At 64.5% G+C, this 20,852-nt stretch carries 26 protein-coding genes and 1 tRNA gene; 14 read left to right on the forward strand and 13 right to left on the reverse strand.

From position 1 onward, the window contains the following. Window positions 1-10 precede the first annotated feature (10 nt). From QTH97_RS12635 to QTH97_RS12645, 3 genes are read left to right on the forward strand one after another with little or no spacing between them, the layout of a single operon-like run. Window positions 11-913 (forward strand): carbohydrate ABC transporter permease, encoded by a 903-nt coding sequence (locus QTH97_RS12635; protein WP_286568496.1) that lies wholly within the window; start codon window positions 11-13, stop codon window positions 911-913. Next, window positions 910-1,749 carry a carbohydrate ABC transporter permease gene (locus QTH97_RS12640; protein WP_286568497.1) on the forward strand — a complete coding sequence of 280 codons (840 nt, stop codon included), beginning with the start codon at window positions 910-912 and terminating at the stop codon, window positions 1,747-1,749. The genes QTH97_RS12635 and QTH97_RS12640 overlap by 4 nt, the downstream gene beginning before the upstream one ends. Continuing rightward, a complete protein-coding gene (locus QTH97_RS12645; protein ID WP_286568498.1) occupies window positions 1,746-2,621 on the forward strand; it encodes an endonuclease/exonuclease/phosphatase family protein in 876 nt (291 codons plus the stop codon). Before QTH97_RS12640 ends, QTH97_RS12645 begins: the two co-directional genes overlap by 4 nt. 109 nt (window positions 2,622-2,730) lie before the next feature. Here the strand turns inward: QTH97_RS12645 and QTH97_RS12650 are convergent, their stop codons facing one another. The 4 genes from QTH97_RS12650 to phaC all read right to left on the reverse strand — a co-directional run bounded on the left by QTH97_RS12650 (window position 2,731) and on the right by phaC (window position 7,551). Further along, the gene (locus QTH97_RS12650) at window positions 2,731-3,723 is read right to left on the reverse strand and encodes a tripartite tricarboxylate transporter substrate-binding protein (protein WP_444813427.1); all 993 of its coding nucleotides are present in this window, start codon (window positions 3,721-3,723) and stop codon (window positions 2,731-2,733) included. Between the two features lie 114 nt (window positions 3,724-3,837). After that, the gene (locus QTH97_RS12655; protein ID WP_286568499.1) at window positions 3,838-4,521 is read right to left on the reverse strand and encodes an RraA family protein; all 684 of its coding nucleotides are present in this window, start codon (window positions 4,519-4,521) and stop codon (window positions 3,838-3,840) included. 85 nt (window positions 4,522-4,606) lie between these two features. Beyond that, window positions 4,607-5,785, reverse strand: coding sequence for an acetyl-CoA C-acetyltransferase (locus QTH97_RS12660; protein ID WP_286568500.1), 1,179 nt, complete (start codon window positions 5,783-5,785; stop codon window positions 4,607-4,609). Between the two features lie 44 nt (window positions 5,786-5,829). Continuing rightward, on the reverse strand, window positions 5,830-7,551 hold the full coding sequence (phaC, locus tag QTH97_RS12665; RefSeq protein ID WP_286568501.1) for a class I poly(R)-hydroxyalkanoic acid synthase: 1,722 nt from the start codon (window positions 7,549-7,551) through the stop codon (window positions 5,830-5,832). Between the two features lie 103 nt (window positions 7,552-7,654). Between phaC and QTH97_RS12670 the strand changes: the two genes are divergently transcribed. Further along, complete coding sequence (locus QTH97_RS12670) at window positions 7,655-7,951, forward strand: hypothetical protein (RefSeq protein WP_286568502.1); 297 nt, start codon at window positions 7,655-7,657, stop codon at window positions 7,949-7,951. Here QTH97_RS12670 and pgeF read toward each other — a convergent pair. Further along, the gene (gene pgeF, locus QTH97_RS12675; protein WP_286568724.1) at window positions 7,883-8,635 is read right to left on the reverse strand and encodes a peptidoglycan editing factor PgeF; all 753 of its coding nucleotides are present in this window, start codon (window positions 8,633-8,635) and stop codon (window positions 7,883-7,885) included. The two genes, QTH97_RS12670 and pgeF, sit on opposite strands and share 69 nt — an antisense overlap. Then, window positions 8,635-9,273 carry a maleylacetoacetate isomerase gene (gene maiA / locus QTH97_RS12680; RefSeq protein ID WP_286568725.1) on the reverse strand — a complete coding sequence of 213 codons (639 nt, stop codon included), beginning with the start codon at window positions 9,271-9,273 and terminating at the stop codon, window positions 8,635-8,637. Before maiA ends, pgeF begins: the two co-directional genes overlap by 1 nt. Window positions 9,274-9,377: 104 nt before the next feature. Between maiA and QTH97_RS12685 the strand changes: the two genes are divergently transcribed. The 5 genes from QTH97_RS12685 to QTH97_RS12705 all read left to right on the forward strand — a co-directional run bounded on the left by QTH97_RS12685 (window position 9,378) and on the right by QTH97_RS12705 (window position 13,528). Then, a complete protein-coding gene (locus tag QTH97_RS12685; RefSeq protein ID WP_286568504.1) occupies window positions 9,378-10,079 on the forward strand; it encodes a fumarylacetoacetate hydrolase family protein in 702 nt (233 codons plus the stop codon). 7 nt (window positions 10,080-10,086) lie between these two features. Further along, window positions 10,087-10,638: an NUDIX hydrolase gene (locus QTH97_RS12690; RefSeq protein WP_286568505.1), complete on the forward strand. Its 552-nt coding sequence runs from the start codon at window positions 10,087-10,089 to the stop codon at window positions 10,636-10,638. Then, the gene (locus QTH97_RS12695) at window positions 10,635-11,120 is read left to right on the forward strand and encodes a CreA family protein (RefSeq protein WP_286568507.1); all 486 of its coding nucleotides are present in this window, start codon (window positions 10,635-10,637) and stop codon (window positions 11,118-11,120) included. The genes QTH97_RS12690 and QTH97_RS12695 overlap by 4 nt, the downstream gene beginning before the upstream one ends. A gap of 15 nt (window positions 11,121-11,135) precedes the next feature. Then, window positions 11,136-12,917 (forward strand): ABC transporter ATP-binding protein, encoded by a 1,782-nt coding sequence (locus QTH97_RS12700; RefSeq protein ID WP_286568508.1) that lies wholly within the window; start codon window positions 11,136-11,138, stop codon window positions 12,915-12,917. 62 nt (window positions 12,918-12,979) lie between these two features. Beyond that, entirely contained in the window at window positions 12,980-13,528 is a 549-nt protein-coding gene (locus QTH97_RS12705; RefSeq protein ID WP_444813428.1) for a murein hydrolase activator EnvC family protein, read from the forward strand. Here the strand turns inward: QTH97_RS12705 and QTH97_RS12710 are convergent. Next, window positions 13,525-13,947, reverse strand: a complete 423-nt coding sequence (locus tag QTH97_RS12710; RefSeq protein WP_286568509.1) for a DUF1810 domain-containing protein — start codon at window positions 13,945-13,947, stop codon at window positions 13,525-13,527. The two genes, QTH97_RS12705 and QTH97_RS12710, sit on opposite strands and share 4 nt — an antisense overlap. A 110-nt stretch (window positions 13,948-14,057) precedes the next feature. Here QTH97_RS12710 and QTH97_RS12715 point away from each other — a divergent pair, with 110 nt between their 5' ends. From QTH97_RS12715 to QTH97_RS12730, 4 genes are all read left to right on the forward strand, one after another. Next, on the forward strand, window positions 14,058-14,348 hold the full coding sequence (locus tag QTH97_RS12715) for a hypothetical protein (RefSeq protein ID WP_286568510.1): 291 nt from the start codon (window positions 14,058-14,060) through the stop codon (window positions 14,346-14,348). An 86-nt stretch (window positions 14,349-14,434) separates the two neighbouring features. Beyond that, window positions 14,435-15,019 (forward strand): cytochrome b, encoded by a 585-nt coding sequence (locus QTH97_RS12720; RefSeq protein WP_286568511.1) that lies wholly within the window; start codon window positions 14,435-14,437, stop codon window positions 15,017-15,019. Further along, window positions 15,016-15,582 (forward strand): YceI family protein, encoded by a 567-nt coding sequence (locus QTH97_RS12725; RefSeq protein ID WP_286568513.1) that lies wholly within the window; start codon window positions 15,016-15,018, stop codon window positions 15,580-15,582. Before QTH97_RS12720 ends, QTH97_RS12725 begins: the two co-directional genes overlap by 4 nt. After that, on the forward strand, window positions 15,583-16,299 hold the full coding sequence (locus QTH97_RS12730) for a YceI family protein (RefSeq protein WP_286568514.1): 717 nt from the start codon (window positions 15,583-15,585) through the stop codon (window positions 16,297-16,299). It abuts the gene before it with no gap. Here the strand turns inward: QTH97_RS12730 and QTH97_RS12735 are convergent. Then, window positions 16,262-16,990, reverse strand: a complete 729-nt coding sequence (locus QTH97_RS12735) for a hypothetical protein (protein ID WP_286568515.1) — start codon at window positions 16,988-16,990, stop codon at window positions 16,262-16,264. The genes QTH97_RS12730 and QTH97_RS12735 overlap by 38 nt on opposite strands. Beyond that, complete coding sequence (locus tag QTH97_RS12740; RefSeq protein ID WP_286568516.1) at window positions 16,894-17,451, reverse strand: MarR family winged helix-turn-helix transcriptional regulator; 558 nt, start codon at window positions 17,449-17,451, stop codon at window positions 16,894-16,896. The genes QTH97_RS12735 and QTH97_RS12740 overlap by 97 nt, the downstream gene beginning before the upstream one ends. Between QTH97_RS12740 and QTH97_RS12745 the strand changes: the two genes are divergently transcribed. Beyond that, window positions 17,450-18,781 carry a glycosyltransferase gene (locus QTH97_RS12745; protein WP_286568517.1) on the forward strand — a complete coding sequence of 444 codons (1,332 nt, stop codon included), beginning with the start codon at window positions 17,450-17,452 and terminating at the stop codon, window positions 18,779-18,781. The two genes, QTH97_RS12740 and QTH97_RS12745, sit on opposite strands and share 2 nt — an antisense overlap. Here the strand turns inward: QTH97_RS12745 and QTH97_RS12750 are convergent. From QTH97_RS12750 to QTH97_RS12765, 4 genes are all read right to left on the reverse strand, one after another. Next, a complete protein-coding gene (locus QTH97_RS12750; RefSeq protein WP_286568518.1) occupies window positions 18,735-19,337 on the reverse strand; it encodes a hypothetical protein in 603 nt (200 codons plus the stop codon). The genes QTH97_RS12745 and QTH97_RS12750 overlap by 47 nt on opposite strands. A gap of 180 nt (window positions 19,338-19,517) precedes the next feature. Then, window positions 19,518-19,940 (reverse strand): FHA domain-containing protein, encoded by a 423-nt coding sequence (locus tag QTH97_RS12755; RefSeq protein WP_286568519.1) that lies wholly within the window; start codon window positions 19,938-19,940, stop codon window positions 19,518-19,520. Window positions 19,941-20,234: 294 nt separating this feature from the next. Next, window positions 20,235-20,311: transfer RNA gene (locus QTH97_RS12760), tRNA-Pro, on the reverse strand. Window positions 20,312-20,337: 26 nt separating this feature from the next. Continuing rightward, entirely contained in the window at window positions 20,338-20,802 is a 465-nt protein-coding gene (locus QTH97_RS12765) for a MerR family transcriptional regulator (protein ID WP_286568520.1), read from the reverse strand. Window positions 20,803-20,852: the final 50 nt, after the last annotated feature.

Consider the following 20,852-nt stretch of genomic DNA (forward strand, 5'->3'; position numbering starts at 1 on the left):
CGGCCAGACCATGCGCAGTCACGGCATTGCCGCAGGGAGCACCGCGTCGCGCAACGCGGTGCACGCGTGGCTGATGCTGCTGCCTGCGCTGGCGCTGCTGGTCGCGTTCACGCACTGGCCCGCGGTCTCGACGCTGGTCGACAGCTTCTTCTCCACGCCCAAGGGCAAGCGCCCAGGCGTGTGGGTCGGACTCGAGAACTACGCGGTGATGACCAGCGACCCGGTGTTCTGGAAGGCCGTGCGCAACAACCTCTGGTTCGCTGGCGCGACCATTCCACTGTCGATCGCGCTGGCGCTCGTCATGGCGCTGTGGGTCAACGAGCGCATCGCGGGGCGAGCTTTCCTGCGCATGGCCTACTTCACGCCGACGGTGCTGCCGATGATCGCGGTGGCGAACATCTGGCTCTTCTTCTACACGCCTCAATACGGGCTGCTCGAGCAGATCACCGGCGCGCTCGGCCTGCCTTCGCACAACTGGCTGGGCAGCCCTTCCACCGCGCTGGGCGCCATCACGCTCGTCGCCATATGGAAGGAAGCCGGCTTCTTCATGATCTTCTACCTGGCCGCGCTGCAGACGCTCAATCCAAGCCTGCGCGAGGCCGCGGCGATCGAGGGTGCATCCCGGTGGTACTTCTTCCGGCGCGTGCAGTGGCCGCTGCTGATGCCGACCACGCTCTTCGTGCTGGTCAACGCCTTCATCAATGCCTTCCGCATGGTCGACCACCTGTTCGTGCTGACGCGCGGCGGGCCCGACAACGCTTCGATCCTGCTGCTCTACCACCTCTACGAGGTCGGATTCAGCTTCTGGGACACGGCCTATGCATCGGCGATCACGGTGGTGCTGGTGGTCGTCCTCGCTGGCATCGCGCTCTTCCAGTTCTTCGTGCTCGACAAGAAAGTGCACTACAAATGAACGCTGCCGTTCCAGCACAACGGCTGGCCTTCAACGATCCCACCTGGCTCGATATGTTGGCCGCATGGGCGCTGGCGCTGCTGTGGATCCTGCCGCTGGCCTATGCGGTCTGGACGGCGTTTCATCCGGCCGAGTATTCGACGCGCTTCGCGCTGGCCGCGCCGCTGACGCTGGACAACTTCAAGCGCGCCTGGGAGGCCGCGCCCTTCGCGCGCTACTTCCTCAACACCACCCTGCTCGTCGGGATGGTCCTCGTCGTGCAACTCGTGCTTGGTACGCTTGCGGCCTACGCCTTTGCGCGCTATGAATTCAAGGGCCGCGGCATCGCCTTCGCCCTCGTGCTGGTACAGCTCATGATCATGCCGGACATCCTGCTGGTCGAGAACTACAAGACCATGGCCCGGCTCGGCCTGGTCGACACCCTGGTCGCGATCGGACTGCCCTACTTCGCTTCTGCCTTCGCGATCTTCCTGCTGCGACAGACCTTCATGGGCATCCCCAGGGAGCTTGACGAGGCCGCCCGCGTCGAAGGCGCGAGCGCCATGCAGACGCTGTGGCGCGTCTACGTGCCGCTCGCGAAGCCCGTCTACACTGCCTTCGCGCTGGTGTCGGTCAGCTTTCACTGGAACAATTTCCTCTGGCCGCTGATCATCACCAACAGCGTCAACGCGCGGCCGCTGACGGTCGGGCTGCAGGTGTTCTCGTCGGTCGACCAGGGCGTCGACTGGTCGGTGATCACCGCCGCGACCCTGATGACCTCGGCGCCGCTGCTGATCGCGTTCCTTCTCTTTCAGCGTCAGTTCGTGCAGAGCTTCATGAGGGCCGGCATCAAATGAAACTCGTGACCTGGAACACCCAATGGTGCTGCGGCCTCGACGGAGTCGTCAGCGCCGAACGCATCGTCGAGGGCGCCCGCGCCATGGCCGATTTCGACGTGTTGTGCCTGCAGGAGATCGCTGCCGGATTCGACGCGATGCCGGGACGTCCGGGCGACCAGCCGGCCGAACTGCAAGCGCTGTTGCCCGGATTCCAGCTCTTCTTCGGCGCAGCCGTGGATGAATTCGACGCCGACGGTCGCCGCCAACGCTTCGGCAACCTGATCGCCACGCGGCTTCCCGTGTCGCGCGTCCAGCATCACCTGCTGCCCTGGCCCGCCGACCCGAGCGTAAGCAGCATGCCGCGCATGTGCACCGTCGTCACGCTGACAAGCCCCGAGTTGGGCTCGCTGCGCGTGATGACCACGCACCTGGAGTACTACTCGTCCACCCAGCGCCTGGCCCAGGCCCGGGCTGTGCGCGCCCTGCACGTCGAGGCGTGCGAGCAAGCCGCGACGCCCCCGGTCCCCGAACTCCGCGGATCGCCCTTCCAACCCAAGCTGCACACGCCCCAGGCCATCCTCTGCGGCGACTTCAACATGGCGACGTCCGACCCGGCCTTCGACGAAATCCAGCAGCCCTTTACCGACCCGGCGCTCCCCGTCGGAGGCACTCCCGACAAGCGCCTGCAGGACGCCTGGCCCCTCGCCCATCCCGACCGCCCCCACGACCCCACCTTCCGCCTCTTCGACCGCAAGTACGGCCCCGACCCGATCGCCTGCGACTTCGTTTTCGTGAGCAATGCCCTGGCGCCGAGGGTGCGAAAGGTCGAAGTCGACCCGCAAACCCGTGCGTCCGACCACCAACCCGTGCTTGTCGAACTCGGCGATTGATCGCCACCGCCCTTCCGGAAACACCACGAAACCGGCTTTGCCGGGCCGCGGGTGTTTCCCCGGCAGGGGGTGGCGGCTGCACAAGGTGAGCAAGCCTGGGGGCGAGCCCTTACTCGCCTTGGATGCCGGCCGCGCGGATCACCTTGCCCCACTTGGCAATCTCGGACGTCAGATGAGTGCGCAGCGCTTCGGGCGTGACCTTGTCCATGGGCACGATCTCGGAACTCAGATCAGCCAGACGCTGCTTGACCACATCGTCCTGCAGCGCCGCACGCAACGCCACATTGATCTTCTCGATCACCGCAGCCGGGGTGCCCTTCGGCGCATAGACCCCATGCCACACCCGCACGTCGAAGCCCTTGAGCCCCTGCTCGTCGAGCGTCGGAGTGTTCGGCATGCTCGACAGGCGCTTCGGCGTGGTCACGCCGAAGACCTTGACGCGGTTGCCTTCCTTGATGACCGGCGCGGTCTGCGTGGTCTGGTCGCATAGCAGGTCGACCTGACCACCCATGAGGTCGTTGAGCGCCGGGCCCGCGCCCTTGTAGGGCACGGTCGTGAGATCGACGCCGATCTGGCTCATGAACAACAGGCCGCAGAGCTGCGAAACCGCACCCACGCCGGCGTTGGCGAGCGACACCTTGTCCTTGTTGGCCTTCACGTAGCTGAGCAGCTCCGGGAAGGTGCTGGCCGGAAAGTCCTTTCGCGACAGCAGGGTCATCGGCACGTCCAGCACCTGTCCGACGTATTCGAAGTCCTTGAGCGGGTCGTACGACAGCTTCTTGTAGAGCGCCGGCGCGGTCGCCATGCCCATGTGGTGGATCAGGATGGTGTAGCCGTTGGGCGGCGCCTTGGCGACTCGTGCCGGCGCAATCGTGCCGCCAGCGCCCACCGTGTTCTCGACGATCACGGTCTGCCCGAGTGACTTGCCCATGGGGATCGCCAGCATGCGCGCCACCACGTCCGTGGGACCACCTGCCGAATAAGGCACCACCAGCGTGACGGGCTTCTCGGGCCATGCGCCCTGCGCGGTGGCGTTGGCCTGCATGCCCAGGAGGCTTGCGCCCAGGGATGCCCAGGCGATCGCCTTCCATGTCGATTTCATTCTCAAGATGTCTCCTTGTTGGCCGATAGGGAACGCTCATGGTCGCCGCAGGCCAGCGGAGGCGCAATCAGCGTTTACAGAAGGTGGCCTTCTGATTTCCCTAAGCCGCAGGAACTACATCACGCCGAAGGTCTCCAGCGCCTGGCAGGCGCTCATGCCGCCACGGATCGCGTCGGCCACCTTGTTCTCGGTGCGCACCTTGTCCAATGCCTTCGCCACCGCCTCGGCCTCGACCGCTCGCGGGATCACGAGCACGCCCTCCCGATCGCCGAAAAGCAGATCGCCCGGCGCGATGCGGACGCCCTCGATCTCGATCGTGCAGCGATAGTCGATCACCTGCCCGCGAACACCCTGATCCTGCGCGTAGGTGCCGCGGCAGAAGACATTGAATGCGAGGCGCTCGATCTCGTCGGCGTCGCGCACGTAGCCGTCCAGGATCGCGCCAGCCGCCTTGAGATGTCGGGCCCGCGTCGACATCAGGCCACCCCAGAGTGCATAGCGCAGCGAGGCGCCGGTGGCGATGTAGATTTCGCCGGGCTTCAGGTCGTCCAGCGCCTCCAGCATCAACCCGAACGGCTTGCCCGACAACGGGCCGGCCGATCGATTGCCGTCGTTGATCACGTCGGCTTCGAGCACCGGCATGGCGCGGCCGACGATGCGCATCGACTTCTCCAGGGGCGCGATGCCCGGCGGAAGAAACTGGTGCTGGTAGCCCATCGTGTCGAGTACGTCGCCGACGGCCGCCACGAAGAGTTCGTCGCGGATTTGCTGGAACAGGGTGAGGTCGTTGTCGTTCATCGCGTCTCCATCAGGGTTTCAAGTTCGATCCGGAAACTAAAAAGCCGCGTCCGGGGACGCGGCTTTCGCGTGACAGCAATTGCGCTCAACGTTCGATCGTCAGCGCCACGCCCATACCGCCGCCGATGCACAGCGAGGCAATGCCCTTCTTGGCGTTCTGCCGCTGCATCTCGTGCAGCAGCGTCACCAGGATCCGGCAGCCGGACGCGCCGATCGGATGGCCGATCGCGATGGCGCCGCCGTTCACATTGACCTTGTTCACGTCCCAGCCCATCTCGCGATTCACGGCACAGGCCTGTGCGGCAAAGGCTTCATTGATTTCGAGAACGTCGAGATCCTGCGGCTTCCAGCCCGCGCGCTGCAGAGCCTTCTGCGAAGCCGGCACCGGGCCCATGCCCATGAAGGCCGGGTCGAGGCCGGTGCTCGCGTAGCTGGCGATGCGGCCGAGCGGCTTGAGCCCCAGGGCAGCCGCTTTCTTGGCGGTCATCACCAGCACGGCGGCGGCACCGTCGTTCAGGCCCGAGGCATTGCCCGCCGTCACGCCACCGGCCTTGTCGAAGGCCGGACGCAAGCCGGCCAGGCCTTCGGCGTTGGTCTTGCGATTGATGAACTCGTCCTTGTCGAAGACGACCGGATCGCCCTTCTTCTGCGGAATGTTGACCGCGACGATCTCGTCCTTGAACTTGCCGGCGTCTTGCGCAGCAGCGGCCTTGGTCTGGCTGCCCAGCGCCAGTTCATCCTGAGAAGCACGGCTGATGTCGTACTTCTTCGCCACATTCTCGGCGGTGATGCCCATGTGGTATTGGTTGTAGACGTCCCACAGGCCGTCGACGATCATCGAGTCGATCAGCTTCCAGTCGCCCATGCGCTGGCCGTTGCGCGAGTTCGGCAGCACGTGCGGCGCGAGGCTCATGCTCTCCTGGCCGCCGGCAACCACGATCTCGCTGTCGCCCGTTGCCACGGCCTGCGCGGCCAGCATGACGGCCTTCAGGCCCGAGCCGCACACGGCATTGATCGTGAGCGCCGGAGTCGAGTTGACGATGCCGCTCTTCAGCAGTGCCTGCCGTGCCGGGTTCTGTCCGCTGCCCGCGGTCAGCACCTGGCCCATGATGACTTCGCCGATCTGGTCGTTGCCGACCTTGGCGCGCTCGAGCACCTCCTTGATCACGATGGCGCCCAACTCGGTTGCCGGGATATTGGCCAGTGATCCGCCGAACTTGCCCACGGCGGTGCGTGCGGCTGAAACGATGACGATGTCTTCCATGGTGTGCTCTCCGATGCGTGGATTGAAATGACAGGGAAAAAGGGTCAGGCTCGCGCCTTGACGAAACGTCCCGGCGCGGGCTCGCTCGCCTTGTAGGCGCTGCCTTTGCCGTAGGTCTTGGGCGCAGCAATCTGCTTGCCTGCGTGCATCTTGAGCCAATTGGACCAGTCGGTCCACCAGCTTCCCGGGTGCTCGGTCGCCCCGTCAAGCCACTCCTCCTGCGTCTTCGGCAGCTTGCCGTCGTCGCGAATCCAGTGGCTGCGCTTTTTCTTGACGGGCGGATTGATCACACCGGCGATGTGGCCGGATGCGCCCATCACGAAGCGCTTCTTGCCGGTCAGGAGTTGCGTCGATGCGTAGGCGCCGCCGATGGGCACGATGTGGTCTTCGCGCGAGCCGTAGATATAGACCGGTGCCTCGATCTTGCGGAGGTCTACCTGTTCGCCGGCGACCGTCAGCGCGCCGGGCTCGGCGAGCTTGTTTTCATGGTACGTGTTGCGCAGATACCAGCAGTACATCGGACCGGGCAGGTTCGTCGCGTCGCTGTTCCAGTACAGCAGGTCGAAGGGCGGCGGCGTCTCGCCCTTCAGGTAGTTGCCGACCACGTAGTTCCAGACAAGATCATTGGGGCGCAGGAAGCTGAAGGTCGACGCGAGTTCGCCGCCCTTCAGCAAGCCGCCCTTGCCCATCTGCATCTCGCGGAACTGCACGAAGGCTTCGTCGATGAAGATGTCGAGCACGCCGGTGTCGGTGAAGTCGAGCAAGGTGGTCAGCAGGGTCACCGAAGAAGCGGGTTGCTCGCCTCGTGCCGCCAGAACGGCCAGAGCAGTGGTCAGGATGGTGCCGCCGACGCAGAAGCCGAGCGTGTCGATCTTGCCGCCCTTCGTGTTCTGGCCGGAGATTTCCTGCGTGACGTGGATCGCCTTGATCGCTGCATCCTCGATGTACTGGTCCCAGGTGTACTGGGCCATGGACGAATCCGGATTGCGCCAACTCACCACGAAGACGCGGTGCCCCTGCTCCACCGCGTACCGGATCAGCGAGTTCTCGGGTTGCAGGTCGAGGATGTAGAACTTGTTGATGCACGGCGGCACCAGCAGCAGCGGACGCTCGTAGACCTTGGCGGTGAGCGGCTTGTATTCGAGCAGTTGGAAGAGATCGTTCTCGAAGACCACGGCGCCTTCGGTAGTCCCGACGTTGCGTCCCACCTCGAAGGCGCTCTCGTCGGTCATGCTCAGGTGGCCTTGCTGCACATCGTGAAGCAGGTTCTGGATGCCCTTGGCGATGCTTTCGCCCTGTGTCTCGAGCGCCTTCTTCTGGGCTTCGGCATTGAAGGCCAGGTAATTGCTGGGCGAAGACGCCGCCATCCACTGCTCGACGGCAAAGCGAAGGCGGGAGCGTGTCTTCTCGTCGGCCTCGACCGCCTCCGCCATGCCCAGCAGCGTGCGGGCATTGAGCAGATAGACGGCCGCCGCGAAGGACGATACGGGGTTGTTGCTCCAGGCGTCGCCAGCGAAGCGCTTGTCGCCGATCGCCCTGTGGGCCACGTCCTGGCGCCAGAGTTCGGTGGCCTCGCTGAGGTACTGCTGCTGCAGCTCCTGCAATTTCTCGGTGGAGAGCGAGAACTTGGGCATTTCCCAGGACTTGTCGTGTCTGTTGCCCTTGCCCAGCGACTGGAATGATTCGAGCGCCTTGCTCCATCCCTGCGTGAGCGCCTCCTGGAACGGCGCGAAGGTATCGGCCGCCGTGGCGTGTTCTTGTTTCATGGTGTCTCCTGGTGCCTCGCCTCGTCAATACGGGATTTGAGTATGCTGCATTCACGGAAGCCCCACCAGCGCGGCTCCCGATACCTTCCTGAAAACATCGTCTATGCACCTCGTCGTGATTGCCTGGCTTTATGTTGCCCTGATGATGGCGGTCGCAGAGGCCACCAACACCAACGGCACGGTGCTGGGTGCGGTCTTCACCTTTCTACTCTACGGCTTGGCGCCGGTGGCACTGGTGGTTTACCTGATGGCAACACCGGCCCGTCGCCGCGCCATCAAGGAGCGCGAGGCAGCCGAACGCGACGCCGCCATTCGAGCCGCCGCCGTGCATTCAGTCGCGCCAGATGCAGGCGGCAAAGCGCCCGCTGACCCGGTCGCGCCGGTGCGAGAAAAAACGTAACGGGTTGTGCACGGTGCACCACGCTTCGCTGCTGTCGTTGCCGTGAAGCCGCATCAATCCCGCCGCGCGCAGGCGCTGGCGTGCCAGGCCCGGCAAATCGGCCATCCACTTGCCCGGTGAGCCGGCGGGTTTGAAACAGTCGCGAGCCTCCGGCGCAGAGGCCTCGAACGCGGCCCGAACTTCGTCGCCGACTTCGAAGGCGTCCGGTCCGATGCAGGGGCCGAGCCAGGCCAAGGTTCGGCGGGCGCCGCCCTCGGCGTCGAAGGATTCGAGCGTCCGCTCCAGAACGCCCGAGACAAGCCCTCGCCATCCGGCATGCGCGGCAGCGACGCGGCTGCCCGTTTCATTGGTGAACAGCACGGGCAGGCAGTCGGCAACCATGATCGTACAGGCGACGCCACTTTCGACAGACGTGCAGGCGTCTGCCGCGGCGCCGTCGGCGCTCGACGGGTCCAGCGGCGCCACCAGCGTGCCATGCACCTGCTTGAGAAAGACCGGGCGAACGCCAATAGCCTCGCGCAGCAGGGACCGATTGGCGCGAACATGGTCAGGCTCGTCGCCGACGTGGTCACCAAGGTTCAGGCCCTGGTAGTTGCGGGCCGACACCCCACCCGCTCGCGTGGTGCACAGCGCGTGGACGCCGGGCGGCGTCGGCCAGTCGGGGAGGAGCCAGTCCGGGTTGATCACGCTTCGGCGTCAGGACAGCGCGAGGGCTGCGCCCGCTGGAAGGCGTCGAGCTGCATGCAGGCCTCGAACGCCGCCATGGTGCGCGGCAGGCCGCTGAAGTCGCAATCGAAGCGCTGGCCGTTGAAGACCTGCGGGACCAGGCAGCAGTCGGCCATGGTCGGCGTGTCGCCATAGCAGTAGGTGCCCTCGGGGTATTGCGCGAGCTGGCGCTCGAAGGACAGCATGCCTTCGCGCACCCAGTGGCGGTACCAGGTGTTCTTGGCGTCGTCGTCGAGCTTGAGTTCGCGCACCAGGTACTTGAGCACGCGAAGGTTGTTCAACGGATGGATCTCGCAGGCAATGGATTCCGACAGCGCGCGCACGTGCGCGCGGCCCACCGGGTCGTGCGGCAAGAGAGCCGGCTCGGGGTAGAGCTCGTCGAGGTACTCGATGATCGCCATCGACTGCGTGAGGCGCTCGCCATCGTCCTCCAGCAGGGGCACCAGCTTGTCGGGCGAAATGGCGGCGAACGGGCCGGTCTTGTGGTCGCCGCGCGCGATGTGCACGGGGACGTATTCGTAGTCGAGCCCCTTGAGATTGAGCGCGATGCGCACGCGGAAGGAGGCGGAGGATCGGAAATAGTTGTGCAGCTTCATCATCCGGCAAGCATAGCCTCGCACGGCGGCTGAGGCCATTCCCCGGGGCGTCCGGCCCTGCCCTCTGGCACACTGCCGTTTTCGCTGAAAAGGACGGTTTTCCCATGGCTTCCGAGTACGTTTTCACCCCCCACCCTGTCGTGTCGATTCCCGTGGTCGGCCAAACCACGCGTTTTCCGGTGCACCGCATCTATTGCGTGGGCCGGAACTACGAGGAACACGCCAAGGAAATGGGCTTCACCGGCCGCGAGCCGCCCTTCTTCTTCATGAAGCCGGCCGATGCCGTGGTGGTGGTGGATGCCGGCACGACAGGCACCATGGCCTACCCGACCCTCACCAAGAACCTGCATCACGAGATCGAACTCGTGGCGGCCATCGGAACGGGCGGCAAGAACATCCTGGCTGCCGACGCGCACAAGCACATCTACGGCTACGCCGTCGGTCTGGACATGACGCGCCGCGACCTGCAGAACGACATGAAGAAGCAAGGCCGCCCCTGGGATATCGGCAAGAGCTTCGAGCAAAGTGCGCCGATCGGCCCGATCGTCCCGGTGGCGCAGGCCGGCGATGTCGAGAAGGCCGAGATCTCCGTGCAGGTTGGAGGCACAGACCGCCAGCGCAGTAACGTGAGCAAGCTGATCTGGAACATCGGCGAGACGATCGAGCACCTGTCGGCGGCTTGGGAATTGCAGCCGGGCGACCTGATCTTCACCGGCACCCCCGAGGGCGTCGCCGCGGTGGTGGCCGGCGACACGCTGGTCGGCGAGATCACCGGCCTGCCGACGCTCACCGTCAAGGTCATCTGAACACCTCATGTTTTTGCGCGTCCCGATCAAGCATTGCAAGAACTGCGGCACCGCGGTCGTCTATCGCCTTCCGGATGATGGCGACACCAAGGAACGCGCAGTCTGCCCGGCCTGCAACACGATCCACTACGAGAATCCGCTGAACGTGGTCGGCACCATTCCCGTGCTCGGGGATCGCGTGCTGCTGTGCAAGAGAAACATCGAGCCCCGCTGGGGCAAGTGGACCTTGCCGGCCGGCTTCATGGAACTCAACGAGACGACCGAGCAAGGCGCGGCGCGCGAGACCGACGAAGAAGCCGGCGCCGAGTACGAAATGGAGGGCCTCTTCGCAGTGATGAGCGTGGTGCGCGTGGGGCAGGTGCACCTGTTCTATCGGGCGCGACTGCTCAGCGACAAGTTCGATCCGGGCCATGAAACCATCGAGGCCCGGCTCTTCACCGAGGGGGAGATTCCCTGGGAAGAGATCGCGTTCCGCACGGTCAAGGAAGCGTTGCAGCGCTATTTCGAGGACCGTCGTCGTGGCAGCTTCGACCGCGTTCACACGGTGGATATTGCATGAAGTGCCTCCGCCCCTTTCCGTTGCTCCCGGCGCTCCTCGTCTTCGGGGCAACCGCGGCGCTCGCGCGCGCCGAACCGGTCGGCGAAGTGGACACGGCCTTCAAGTTCATCGGACCCGACCACAAGATCGTGGTCGAGGCCTATGACGATCCCAAGGTCAACGGCGTCACCTGCTATGTCTCGCGCGCGAAGACGGGCGGCGTCTCGGGCGCGCTCGGCCTGGCCGAGGACAAGGCCGAGGCCTCGATCGCCTGCCGGCAGGTCGGACCGGTCAGCGTGACGCAGCCCTTGCCGAAGCGCGAGGAGGTCTACAGCGAACGCCTCTCGATCCTCTTCAAGCGGCTGCGCGTCGTGCGCATGGTCGACGCGAAGCGCAATACGCTGGTCTATCTGACCTACTCCGACCTCCTCATCGACGGCTCTCCCAAGAACAGCGTGACAGCGGTTCCCATCGATCGCGCGACGCCGATTCCGCAGAAATAGAGCAGGCGGCCAGGTATGAGCAGCAGCACACCCGGCAACGCGGTCCGTGAGCTCTACGTGGCGCTCTGGCACTACGCCGAGGGCGCACGGCCGCAAATGCTCTCCGCGACCGCGCTGCTGACCGGGTCGCAGCTCTTGCGCCTCACCATGCCGTGGCTCGCGGCGCAAGCCATCAATGCACTGCAGACCAGCGACGTCGAGAGCTCCGGAAAATGGATCGCGGCACTTGCGGGCATCTACGTCTTTTCCTGGGTGATTCACGGGCCGGGCCGCATCCTCGAGCGCAACGTGGGTCTGCGCGTCCGCGAGAGGCTGGCCGATGCGCTCTATGCCCGCATCGCGGCCGCGCCGCTGGTCTGGCACGACGGCCACCACTCCGGCGAGCTGCAGCACCGGGTGCATCAAGCGAGCCGCGCGCTGTCGGACTTCGCGCAGAACCAGTTCATCTATCTGACGAACATCGTCAACTTCATCGGGCCCCTGGTGGCATTGACGCTCCTGTCACGTGCCAGCGGTGCAATAGCCATCATCGGCTATGTCGTGATCGCGATCATCATCGTGCGCTTCGATCGCGCGCTGATGCGCCTCGCGCGCGCCGAAAACGATGCCGACCGGCGCTATGTCGCGGCGCTGCTCGACTTCCTGGGCAATGCCTCGACGGTGATCGGCCTGCGTCTGTCGCGCGCCTCGAGAGGGCTGCTGGGGCGGCGCATGGAAGCGATCTCGGAGCCGCTCAAGCGCACCGTCGTGCTGAACGAGGGCAAATGGTTCGCCGTCGACCTGATGGGGCTGGTGCTGACCTGGGGACTGGTCGTGGTCTACGTCTGGCAATCGCGTGCGCCAGGGCAGGCGGTGCTGCTGGGCTCCGTCTTCATGATCTACCAGTACGCCCAGCAGGCCGCGAGCGTGGTGTCGTCGATGGCGGCCAACTTTCAGTTCTTCGCGCGCATGCACACGGACTACGGCAGCGCGGCGCCAATCTGGCAGGCACCGGCGCGCGCGGCCAACCTTGAGGACGAGCACATCGATCGCGATGCCCGCTGGAGCACCGCCCAGGTCGAAGGCCTGGTGTGGAAATACGACCCCCGCGGCACACAGCCTCCCGGCGTGACCGCACGCAGTGGCTTGCACGAGGTGTCGCTCACGCTGCGACGGGGCGAGCGCATCGCATTGGTCGGCCCCAGCGGCGGGGGCAAGAGCACTTTGTTGCGTGTGCTGGCAGGCCTCTATGCGCCACATGGCGGCACAGTGGCCATCGATGGCCAGGCGCAACCCTGGTCACGGCTGCGCGCAATCGCAACACTGATACCCCAGGAAACCGAAGTCTTCGAAGCGAGCGTCCGCGAGAACCTCAGTTTCGGCCAGCCCTTCGAGGACGAGCAGCTCCGCGCCGCCATGCACGTCAGCACTTTCGACGAAGTGCTGAAGGCAACGCATGGGGAACTGGACACGCCGCTGTCCGAGCGCGGGTTCAACCTCTCGGGCGGACAGCGACAGCGGCTGTGCCTGGCGCGCGGCGTGCTCGCCGCCCAGGGCAGTTCGCTGCTCCTGCTCGACGAACCCACGAGCGCGCTGGATGCCGCCACCGAGGGGCGTGTGCTCGAACGCATCGGCGCGGCATTTCCGGACGCCTGCGTGATTGCTTCGATTCATCGGCTGAGCCTGCTCGATCGATTCGATACCGTCGTGCTGATGGAAGCCGGCAAGATCGTGGACGCCGGCGCCCGCAGCGCGGTGCTCGCGCGCCAGCCGTCGCTGCAGAAGATGATGACGCCTGTACGCACGGCGCCGTGCTAAAAATACGGCCCGGTTGCGAGACCGCGGGAACCCTTTTTGCCGAATTCGTTTCAAAAAGACCCATGCAAGACCAGAACTTCCTTCTACGCGCCGGTGTCACGGTATTTGCCGCTGTCGTCCTCGCCGCCTGCACCACCCCGCCGCGTCAGCAAGCACAAGGGCCGACTCAGCCTTTCTATCCCTTGCCGCCCGCGGGGCAGCTCACGCCGCCGCCGGCGACACCCCCCGCACCGAAACCGCAAGCGACCTTCATTCGCCCTGCGAACGGCCGCACGCTCTCGACCTTCGACGGCAGCCGAAACAAAGGTCTGGACATCGCCGGCAACCTGGGCGACCCGATCGTCGCGTCGGCCGACGGTCGCGTCGTCTATGTCGGTGGCGAACTGCGCGGTTACGGCAACATGGTCATCGTCAAGCACAACGACACCTTCCTGACCGCCTACGCGCATGCGCAAACCATCCTCGTGAAAGAAAAGGACGTGGTGCGGCAGGGCCAGAAGATTGCCGAAATGGGCAACAGCGACGCCGAACGCGTCAAGCTGCATTTCGAGATCCGCAAGCAAGGCGTTCCCGTCGACCCGGAACCCTATCTCAACGGACAGTTGAACTAGCCGATCAAGGACAAGGTCAGCGGATCGGACCGGCCTGCGAAATACTTGTCCAGGCACGACCGAAAGATCGCCGCCGTCGGGTCCGCCACCGCGAACAGCGTCATGGACGACCAGAATTTCTGATCGTCCGGCGCGCCGAAGATCTCGTGCACCGTGCGACCGTCCACCGCAAGGACCTGTTCGCTGCACTCGCGCAACCTCTGCCCCAACACCTGATGCGCGAGGTAGGCGTGCGCCTCGTCGAGCGAATCGATGGCGTAGCGCCGCGCCATCTCACTGCGCCCCAGTCCCTGCAGTTGAGGGAAGACGAACCACATCCAATGGCTGCGCTTCCTGCCCGCGCGCAACTCCGCCAGGGCGCTGTCGATCACGCCAGCCTGGGCGTCCACGAACCGTTGCAGATCGAAGGGGTCACTCATGCGTAGATGACTTTCTGTAGGCGTCTTCTGTCTGCGCATTGCGAGTATGACCCGCACCAAAGCGATCGCGAAAGCGTGAAATCCATGAGCCAAGAAAAAAGGAGCTCACCATGAACTGCGAAGCGATCCATTGTCTCGAGACGGAGACTGTGCGGTTCGCGATCTATCCCGACGGCTTCGACGGACCTCGCATCATGGCCCACATCGCCGACGATGCACTGCGCACCCTCTTCGGCGCGAGCAACGACGAAATCAGCCTGCTCGACGCGTGCGAAGCCCATTTCGATGTGATTGAGCCGAAGGCGCTGGAACGTTACAGTGCGTCGCCTCGCAGCGCTGTCACGCTGGCTATCGGCGATTTCAGCCAAGCCATACCGCTCGCCGAACTCGCCTGCACCTGACGGGCGGGCCTGCGGTCCTGCTTCCGCTGCGCAGGCAGCGTGCCGAGGTAGTTGAATGGCGCTGCCAAGCTGCGACACTTGGCGCGATGCGACCCAATCTGACACCCACCCCACCCGGCGGAGCGGAATCCGATGCCGCGTGGAGTGCGTCGATCAGATTCCTTCATTGGGTAGTCGCGACGCTGATATTCACCCAGTTCGCGCTAGGCTGGCTGGCGGTCGGCTGGCGGCTGTCGCCGACAAAGATCAATCTCTTCGTCTGGCACAAGTCCGTCGGCATCCTGATCCTCGCTCTTGTTCTCATCCGACTGCTGAACCGGCTGACAAAGCCGACGCCTGCGCTTCCGCCAGACACGCCAGCTTGGGAGCGCATCGCGGCGCGATGGAGCCACGCCTTGCTCTACGTCCTGATGATCGCGATGCCGCTCACTGGCTGGGTCATCAATTCGGCGGCCGGGATTCCGTTCCGCATTTTCTGGCAGGTGCCGCTGCCGGCGTTGATGGCACCCGACAAGCACACGGCAGACATCGCGGCGCTGGTGCACTTCGCGCTTGGCGTGGCTCTCGCCGGATTGCTGATGCTTCACATCGGTGCGGCGCTGCGACATCACTTTGTCAAACGCAATAGCGTGCTGATCCGCATGCTGCGAGCAAGGAGAACCGGCTCATGAAAAATCTCGCGTGTGTGTTTGCGCTGCTGGCCTGTGCCGCGCCGCAGTTCGCCGGCGCTGCCGAATGGAGGATGGATCCCGCGAACAGCCGGCTCGATTTCGCCGCCACCTTCGAGAAGACACCGGCTCCAGGTGTCTTCAAGGAGTTCGACACGCGGTTGGACTTCGACCCGGCGAAGCCTGCCGGTGGACGCCTGGACGTCACGATCCGGGTCGCGAGCGCAGACATGGCCAGTGCAGATATCAACAAGGCCATTGCGGGCGCCGAATGGTTCGACTTTGCTCGCCACCAGCAGGCGGAGTTCCACTCGACCGAGATCCGGCCGAGCACTGGGCAGGCCGGCAGCTACGTCGCCCGCGGTGTGCTCACCTTGAAGGGGGTGCAGCAGTCGGTAGAGGTGCCATTCAGATGGAGTGAAGTGCCCGACGGCGCGACCATGCAGGGCGAGTTCACCCTCAAGCGGATGCCGTTCGGTATCGGCACCGGCGAGTGGACTGCCACGGATGTGATCGGGCCCGAAGTCGCGGTGAAATTCCGCGTGCGACTGCGCAAGGCCTCGTGAATGCTGCGATCTGGCTATGCCATAGCACTCGTGATGTCGATCGCGGCATGCGCGCCGCCCATGCGGGCGACAGCGCCGATGCCGACGCCCGCGACCCAAGGCGCGCCAGCGGGATTTCCCGGCAAGCGCTACGAAGAGGCAGCGGCGCAGGGCAAGCCGGTCTATCGCGTGGAGCCCGAGCGATCCCTCGTTTCCATCCTGGTGCGTCGCGGAGGATCGCTGGCGCACCTGGGACACGATCACGTCGTTGCGAGCCGTGGCGTCCGGGGCTATGTCTCGCCGGACGACGGCACCGCCGATCTGTACGTCACCTTGGCCGGGCTGTCGGTCGACGAGCCGGTGCTCCGCGCTGAAAGCAGGCTGGATACGCAACCCACCGAATCGGACATCGCCGGCACGCGTTCGAACATGCTCGACAAGGTGCTCGAGGCGCAGCGCTTTCCTTTCGCGCTCATTCACGTCAGCACGATGGAGAAGACGCCGACCGGTTCTCGGCTCGACGTCGCCATCACGCTGCATGGGGTCAGCCGTCGCTTCGAAGTGCCGGCGCAAGTGGAAACCATGCAGGGCGAGATGAGCGTTGCGGGAACGCTGGAGTTCAAGCAGTCCGACTTCGGCATCGTGCCCTTCTCGATTCTCGGCGGCGCTATGCAAGTGCAGGACGGGCTGAGCCTGCGCTTCATGATTCGGGCGCGGCCTCTCGATGTCCGATCATGACCTCGCGCAGGTCGTTGTAGCGAGAGACGAAATTGACGAGCACGCTGGCCGTCCAGGCGAAGGCGAAGATGCCCGACATCCCGATGATCGGCGGCACGATGCGCCATTCCCGAGGCAACGAAAACGGCTCACCCAGCGCGGTGTAGCAGTTGGCCGCGAAGTACGCGGCCGCCGACCAGTTCTCGACGATGTCTCCAAACATCAGGGCCGCCGACCAGACCACCACCTCGGCCAGGTGCAGCGCGAGCAGCATCATGATCGTCACGATGAACAGCAGGTCGGCACGCCACAACGAAGCGCGCGACTTCAGCGATTTCGATCGCTTGAGATAGGAACTGGTGATGATGCGGATCCAGAAGGCATGGAACATGATCACCGCCACAAGTACCGCGCCGCCGAACATGATGTCGGGCAAAGGCAGCGCCTCCGTCAGGGCGTTCTCGACGAGGCTGGGCCGCAAGCTCGACAGATCTGAAGCGGCTGTCGAAACGACGCCCGGAAGCGAATCGGAATCAAACTTCGCGTCAGCCATAAGAGCATCCTTGGGTTGGACAGGACCGAAAATCGCCTGCCCATCGTAGCGGCCCGTTGCACCTATGGCTCGCTGCGGGATCGCATCAACGCCTGGTGGAGCTTGTCCAGTCCCCGGACGAGCACACGCACTTCCGCCAGCGACAAGGCGGCCGTCCATTGCGCGACCTCCGCATGATCGTCCTGGTTGCGGCGCTTCCAGAACTGATGATGCTGCTGCGTCAGGCGCAACCGGCGCACGCGACCGTCGCGCTCGTCAGGGACGATTTCAAGAAAGCCCTTGCGCTCCAGGGCGCTGGCAATCTGCTTGAGGTTCTGGTGGCTCATCGCCAGCGTCGTGGCCAGTTGCTTGAGCGTGGGTTCTTCCGGTTGCCCTTGCAGCACCTGCAGCAACATCGCCTGCTGGGTCGTGAGGCCGCTGTCTGAAAGCTGTCGATCCATGCGAGTGCGCAGTTCCATGCCGTTGGCGACGAGGAGACGGAAAAGCATCACCCGTTCAGCCTGCGCAGCACCCCTCTTGCCCTCCAGGCCAAGACAGAGAATTTGACGACGCGAGTCCATAAGTAATATATTACCTTTAAGGCGATCGAGCGACGACCGCCCGAGCGACGGAGGCACCATGATCGCCCTGTTCCCCCACTGCGGCTTTCTCTCCGAAACATCGCGCATGCTGGCGATCGCCCGCGCGCTGATGGCGCGTGGCGAGCCCGTGGTGATCGCCACGCACGGCGGCCCGTACGCACGCGTCCTCGAAGACGCAGGCATGCCCTACACCTTGCTGGAACCCGTCATGGACGACCGGCGATGCGAGGAATACCTCGCTGGCGTCGTCGCGCTCGGAAGACCAGGCACCCGGCTCCAGCCTGCCGAGGAGATCCGCGCCGGCGTGCGCAGCGAGGTCGAATTCCTGCGCGCGCACGCGGCCGGGATGGTCGTGATCGGGTTCACGCTGACGGCCTACCTGTCTTCACGCATCGTCGGCATTCCGCTGGCCGCTTCGCACGGCGGTTCGTACGTGCCGCCCGTGTTCGAGCACGGTCTTGCGCCTGTTCCGTCGCAGTCAGCCGTTCCGCCGCTCGATTGGCTGCCTGGTTCGATGCAGAAATTCATGGCCAACCTCGGCCCTCCTCGCATGCGGGCGCCGGTCGCTTTCCTGAACGAGATGGCGGCCGAATACGGTGTCGAACCCGTACCCAGCCTCGCGGCGCTGATGCTCGGCGACCTGACCCTGGTCACTGACGTTCCGCAGGTGCTCGGCATTTCCGACGCGGACATGACCGGCTGGAGGCCCAATGGCAGCGGGGCCTATCGGCCTGCCACGCGCTTGCGCTACGTCGGGCCGATCTACGCGCGCCTCGACCTGCCGCTTCCCGCGCGCGTGGAGGCGTTCCTCGACGACACGCAGCCCACTGCCTATGTCGCGCTGTCATCAAGCACGCCGGCGTTCTATCGCCGCGTCGTGGCGGGCGTCCGGGATGCGGGCCTGCGGGCGCTCGTCGGCGCAACGATCCACGAGTTGCGCGATCTGGAGAGCTCGGACGTCCTGGTGGAAGGCATCCTGCCGAGCCATCTCGTGATGCCCCGCGTGGCCGTTGCGCTGATCATGGGCGGACAGGGCAGCGTCCAGACGGCGATGGTCAGCGGCACACCCTTCGTCGGATTTCCACTGCATCCGGAACAGGAACTCAACGTGGCCCTGGCGATACGTCAAGGCATGGCGATCGCCATCGGTCCACGGCGGCTGAACGAAGCGAAGGTTGCGCAAGCCGTGCGTGAAATCGTCTCACGCCCTGAGTACGCGACCGCAGCGGCGCGCGCACGACAGCACTACGCCGACATCGATGGTCCCGGCCGCGCAGCGGATGCCCTGATCGAGCACGTGCGCAGGCCTGCGGCTCAAGCCGTCATTTCGCCGGCGCAGGCTGGACGCGCAGCGCCACACTTTCAGTGACGTTCGCGACGACCTGATCCCCGGCCTTCACGTCCTGCAAGATCTTCGGATCGCGTACCTTCACATCCACGAAATTGCCGCTCGGCCCCCTGAGCGTGGCAACGCCTCGCTTGGCATCGACGCTCTCGACGTTGGCGACGATGGTGGTTCTCTTCATGACCATGCCGCCCGGCTTCGCGCCACGTGCGGCGACCGCGGCCGAGTCGGTCTCCACCCTCTCGCGGATGCCGTCCCCGCCCTTCATCAATGCGAGTGCGACGCCGACCCTGTAGCTGAGTCGAACGCGATCGCCGACCTTGACCTGTTCCAGGTTCTTGACGGCCGGATCGACCCTCATCTCACCGATGTTGCCCTTGGGTCCCTTGATCGAGACGATGCGATTGGCGAGATCGATCGCCGTGACCTCCCCAACCACCGACACCACGGTCGAACCGCCTCGCGCGTCTTCGAGTTCCACCCTCTTGTGGGCCGGTGTCTCCGCGCCGGCCATTCCGGCACTCGATCCGAGCACGAGGGCCGCGCATGCGGCGATCAGGACTTGTCTTTGAGAGGTCATCGTAAAGCTCCATTGCGTGACAGAGAAAACGTTCGTCGACCCTAGGTCGCTTCAGCGACGATCCGGCAAAGCCAATGCGTTCACGACCCGATGCGGGATCGTGCTTTCAACGCGTGGGGGCTGGAGGAAGGATGACTGCAGTTTCGCCCTGCCTTGCGGGCGTGTCAATGAACGCGAGGCTTACAGCGGCCCGCGCTGGCTGCGCGGCACGTCCGGCGCCGTGGGTGCGTCCGCAGACGCCCTGCCCTGGTCGAGATTCACCAGCAGCCCGTGCATGGTCAGCATACGCAAGGCTTCGACCTGGGTGAATTCCTGATCGGTTGCAATGAACCGCATCTCGTACGAGCCGAGGCGGATGGAATCACCATGGACCAGCACCTGGCTCTCGATGCGGACGTCATTGACGAAAGTCCCGTTGCGGCTGCCTAGATCCGTGATCGTCACGAATGCCTGCTCGACATCGATGACCGCGTGGTCCCGGCTTGCCTGGCTCGAGTCCACGATGACGTCGTTGGTCGGGCCACGGCCGATCTTGTTGTCGTGGGGCTGCAGCAGGACCTGCCGCGTCTCGCCGGTCGAGGTCATCATGAGGAGAGTCGGCATATCGGACTCTTCAAACGATGCGGCAGCAATCGCCGGCGAGGGATGGGGACGTGCTGCGCATCATGGTGTTCGACGCCGATGATAGGCATCGACGCAAGCAGAGTGAACTAGAGGGACTTGCGAATACCTACGCGCTACACGAATCAGTGACGAGAAGGCTCACGCCTCTTCTTATCGGCACGCGAAGACATTCTTGAAGTCCGACGGCGGGGCTACCGTGGCGCCGATTTCTCAAACCCAAAGAAAAACGGCCTACGCCTTGTGAGCGTAAGCCGTTGATCCATCTAATGATTTTGGTCGGTGTGAAAGGATTCGAACCTTCGACCCCTTGCACCCCATGCAAGTGCGCTACCAGGCTGCGCCACACACCGAAGCCCTCGATTATAGCCGCGGGAACTCAGTGAGTTGTGGTGAGCAGCTCACGAATTTCTTTCAGTTCGCGCCGGAGGTGGAGCAATTGCGACAGATCGACGGCCCGGACCGCCTGCTGTGGCGGTGTTTCCATGTCATCCTGAAGCGCGGCATCGAACTCTTCCTGGTCGATCTCGATGGCCTCCAGCCCTTCGAGCGGCACATCGCCTGCCTTGCGGCGATCGCGTTCGGACTGAACCAACTCCTGCAGCTTGTTGCGCGCGCCACTGATGGTGAACCCCTGGTCATACAGCAGGTCGCGGATGCGGCGGATCATGAGCACCTCGTGGTGCTGGTAGTAGCGCCGGTTGCCGCGTCGCTTCATGGGGCGAAGTTGCGTGAACTCCTGCTCCCAGTAGCGCAACACGTGCGGCTTGACACCGCACAGCTCCCCGACCTCACCGATCGTGAAGTAGCGTTTGACAGGGATCGGCGGGAGGGTTTTCTCCATTGAAATCAATACAGTGCAAGCGAAACCTCAGAGGTTACTCCACCCTCGCC

Source organism: Variovorax gracilis, assembly GCF_030317115.1.
GTDB lineage: Bacteria > Pseudomonadota > Gammaproteobacteria > Burkholderiales > Burkholderiaceae_C > Variovorax > Variovorax gracilis.

Excerpts from the sequence above, each read along its gene's own strand:
- QTH97_RS12715 (WP_286568510.1), top strand. The coding sequence starts at position 14,058 with ATGAACTGCGAAGCGATCCATTGTCTCGAGACGGAGACTGTGCGGTTC.
- QTH97_RS12690 (WP_286568505.1), top strand. The coding sequence starts at position 10,087 with ATGTTTTTGCGCGTCCCGATCAAGCATTGCAAGAACTGCGGCACCGCG.
- QTH97_RS12660 (WP_286568500.1), bottom strand. The coding sequence starts at position 5,785 with ATGGAAGACATCGTCATCGTTTCAGCCGCACGCACCGCCGTGGGCAAG.
- QTH97_RS12725 (WP_286568513.1), top strand. The coding sequence starts at position 15,016 with ATGAAAAATCTCGCGTGTGTGTTTGCGCTGCTGGCCTGTGCCGCGCCG.
- QTH97_RS12645 (WP_286568498.1), top strand. The coding sequence starts at position 1,746 with ATGAAACTCGTGACCTGGAACACCCAATGGTGCTGCGGCCTCGACGGA.
- QTH97_RS12640 (WP_286568497.1), top strand. The coding sequence starts at position 910 with ATGAACGCTGCCGTTCCAGCACAACGGCTGGCCTTCAACGATCCCACC.
- QTH97_RS12685 (WP_286568504.1), top strand. The coding sequence starts at position 9,378 with ATGGCTTCCGAGTACGTTTTCACCCCCCACCCTGTCGTGTCGATTCCC.
- QTH97_RS12700 (WP_286568508.1), top strand. The coding sequence starts at position 11,136 with ATGAGCAGCAGCACACCCGGCAACGCGGTCCGTGAGCTCTACGTGGCG.
- QTH97_RS12655 (WP_286568499.1), bottom strand. The coding sequence starts at position 4,521 with ATGAACGACAACGACCTCACCCTGTTCCAGCAAATCCGCGACGAACTC.
- QTH97_RS12745 (WP_286568517.1), top strand. The coding sequence starts at position 17,450 with ATGATCGCCCTGTTCCCCCACTGCGGCTTTCTCTCCGAAACATCGCGC.
- QTH97_RS12635 (WP_286568496.1), top strand. The coding sequence starts at position 11 with ATGCGCAGTCACGGCATTGCCGCAGGGAGCACCGCGTCGCGCAACGCG.
- QTH97_RS12740 (WP_286568516.1), bottom strand. The coding sequence starts at position 17,451 with ATGGTGCCTCCGTCGCTCGGGCGGTCGTCGCTCGATCGCCTTAAAGGT.
- QTH97_RS12710 (WP_286568509.1), bottom strand. The coding sequence starts at position 13,947 with ATGAGTGACCCCTTCGATCTGCAACGGTTCGTGGACGCCCAGGCTGGC.
- phaC (WP_286568501.1), bottom strand. The coding sequence starts at position 7,551 with ATGAAACAAGAACACGCCACGGCGGCCGATACCTTCGCGCCGTTCCAG.
- QTH97_RS12695 (WP_286568507.1), top strand. The coding sequence starts at position 10,635 with ATGAAGTGCCTCCGCCCCTTTCCGTTGCTCCCGGCGCTCCTCGTCTTC.
- maiA (WP_286568725.1), bottom strand. The coding sequence starts at position 9,273 with ATGAAGCTGCACAACTATTTCCGATCCTCCGCCTCCTTCCGCGTGCGC.
- QTH97_RS12720 (WP_286568511.1), top strand. The coding sequence starts at position 14,435 with ATGCGACCCAATCTGACACCCACCCCACCCGGCGGAGCGGAATCCGAT.
- QTH97_RS12765 (WP_286568520.1), bottom strand. The coding sequence starts at position 20,802 with ATGGAGAAAACCCTCCCGCCGATCCCTGTCAAACGCTACTTCACGATC.
- QTH97_RS12750 (WP_286568518.1), bottom strand. The coding sequence starts at position 19,337 with ATGACCTCTCAAAGACAAGTCCTGATCGCCGCATGCGCGGCCCTCGTG.
- QTH97_RS12755 (WP_286568519.1), bottom strand. The coding sequence starts at position 19,940 with ATGCCGACTCTCCTCATGATGACCTCGACCGGCGAGACGCGGCAGGTC.
- QTH97_RS12730 (WP_286568514.1), top strand. The coding sequence starts at position 15,583 with ATGCTGCGATCTGGCTATGCCATAGCACTCGTGATGTCGATCGCGGCA.
- QTH97_RS12705 (WP_444813428.1), top strand. The coding sequence starts at position 12,980 with ATGCAAGACCAGAACTTCCTTCTACGCGCCGGTGTCACGGTATTTGCC.
- QTH97_RS12650 (WP_444813427.1), bottom strand. The coding sequence starts at position 3,723 with ATGAAATCGACATGGAAGGCGATCGCCTGGGCATCCCTGGGCGCAAGC.
- QTH97_RS12735 (WP_286568515.1), bottom strand. The coding sequence starts at position 16,990 with ATGGACGGCCGCCTTGTCGCTGGCGGAAGTGCGTGTGCTCGTCCGGGG.
- QTH97_RS12670 (WP_286568502.1), top strand. The coding sequence starts at position 7,655 with ATGCACCTCGTCGTGATTGCCTGGCTTTATGTTGCCCTGATGATGGCG.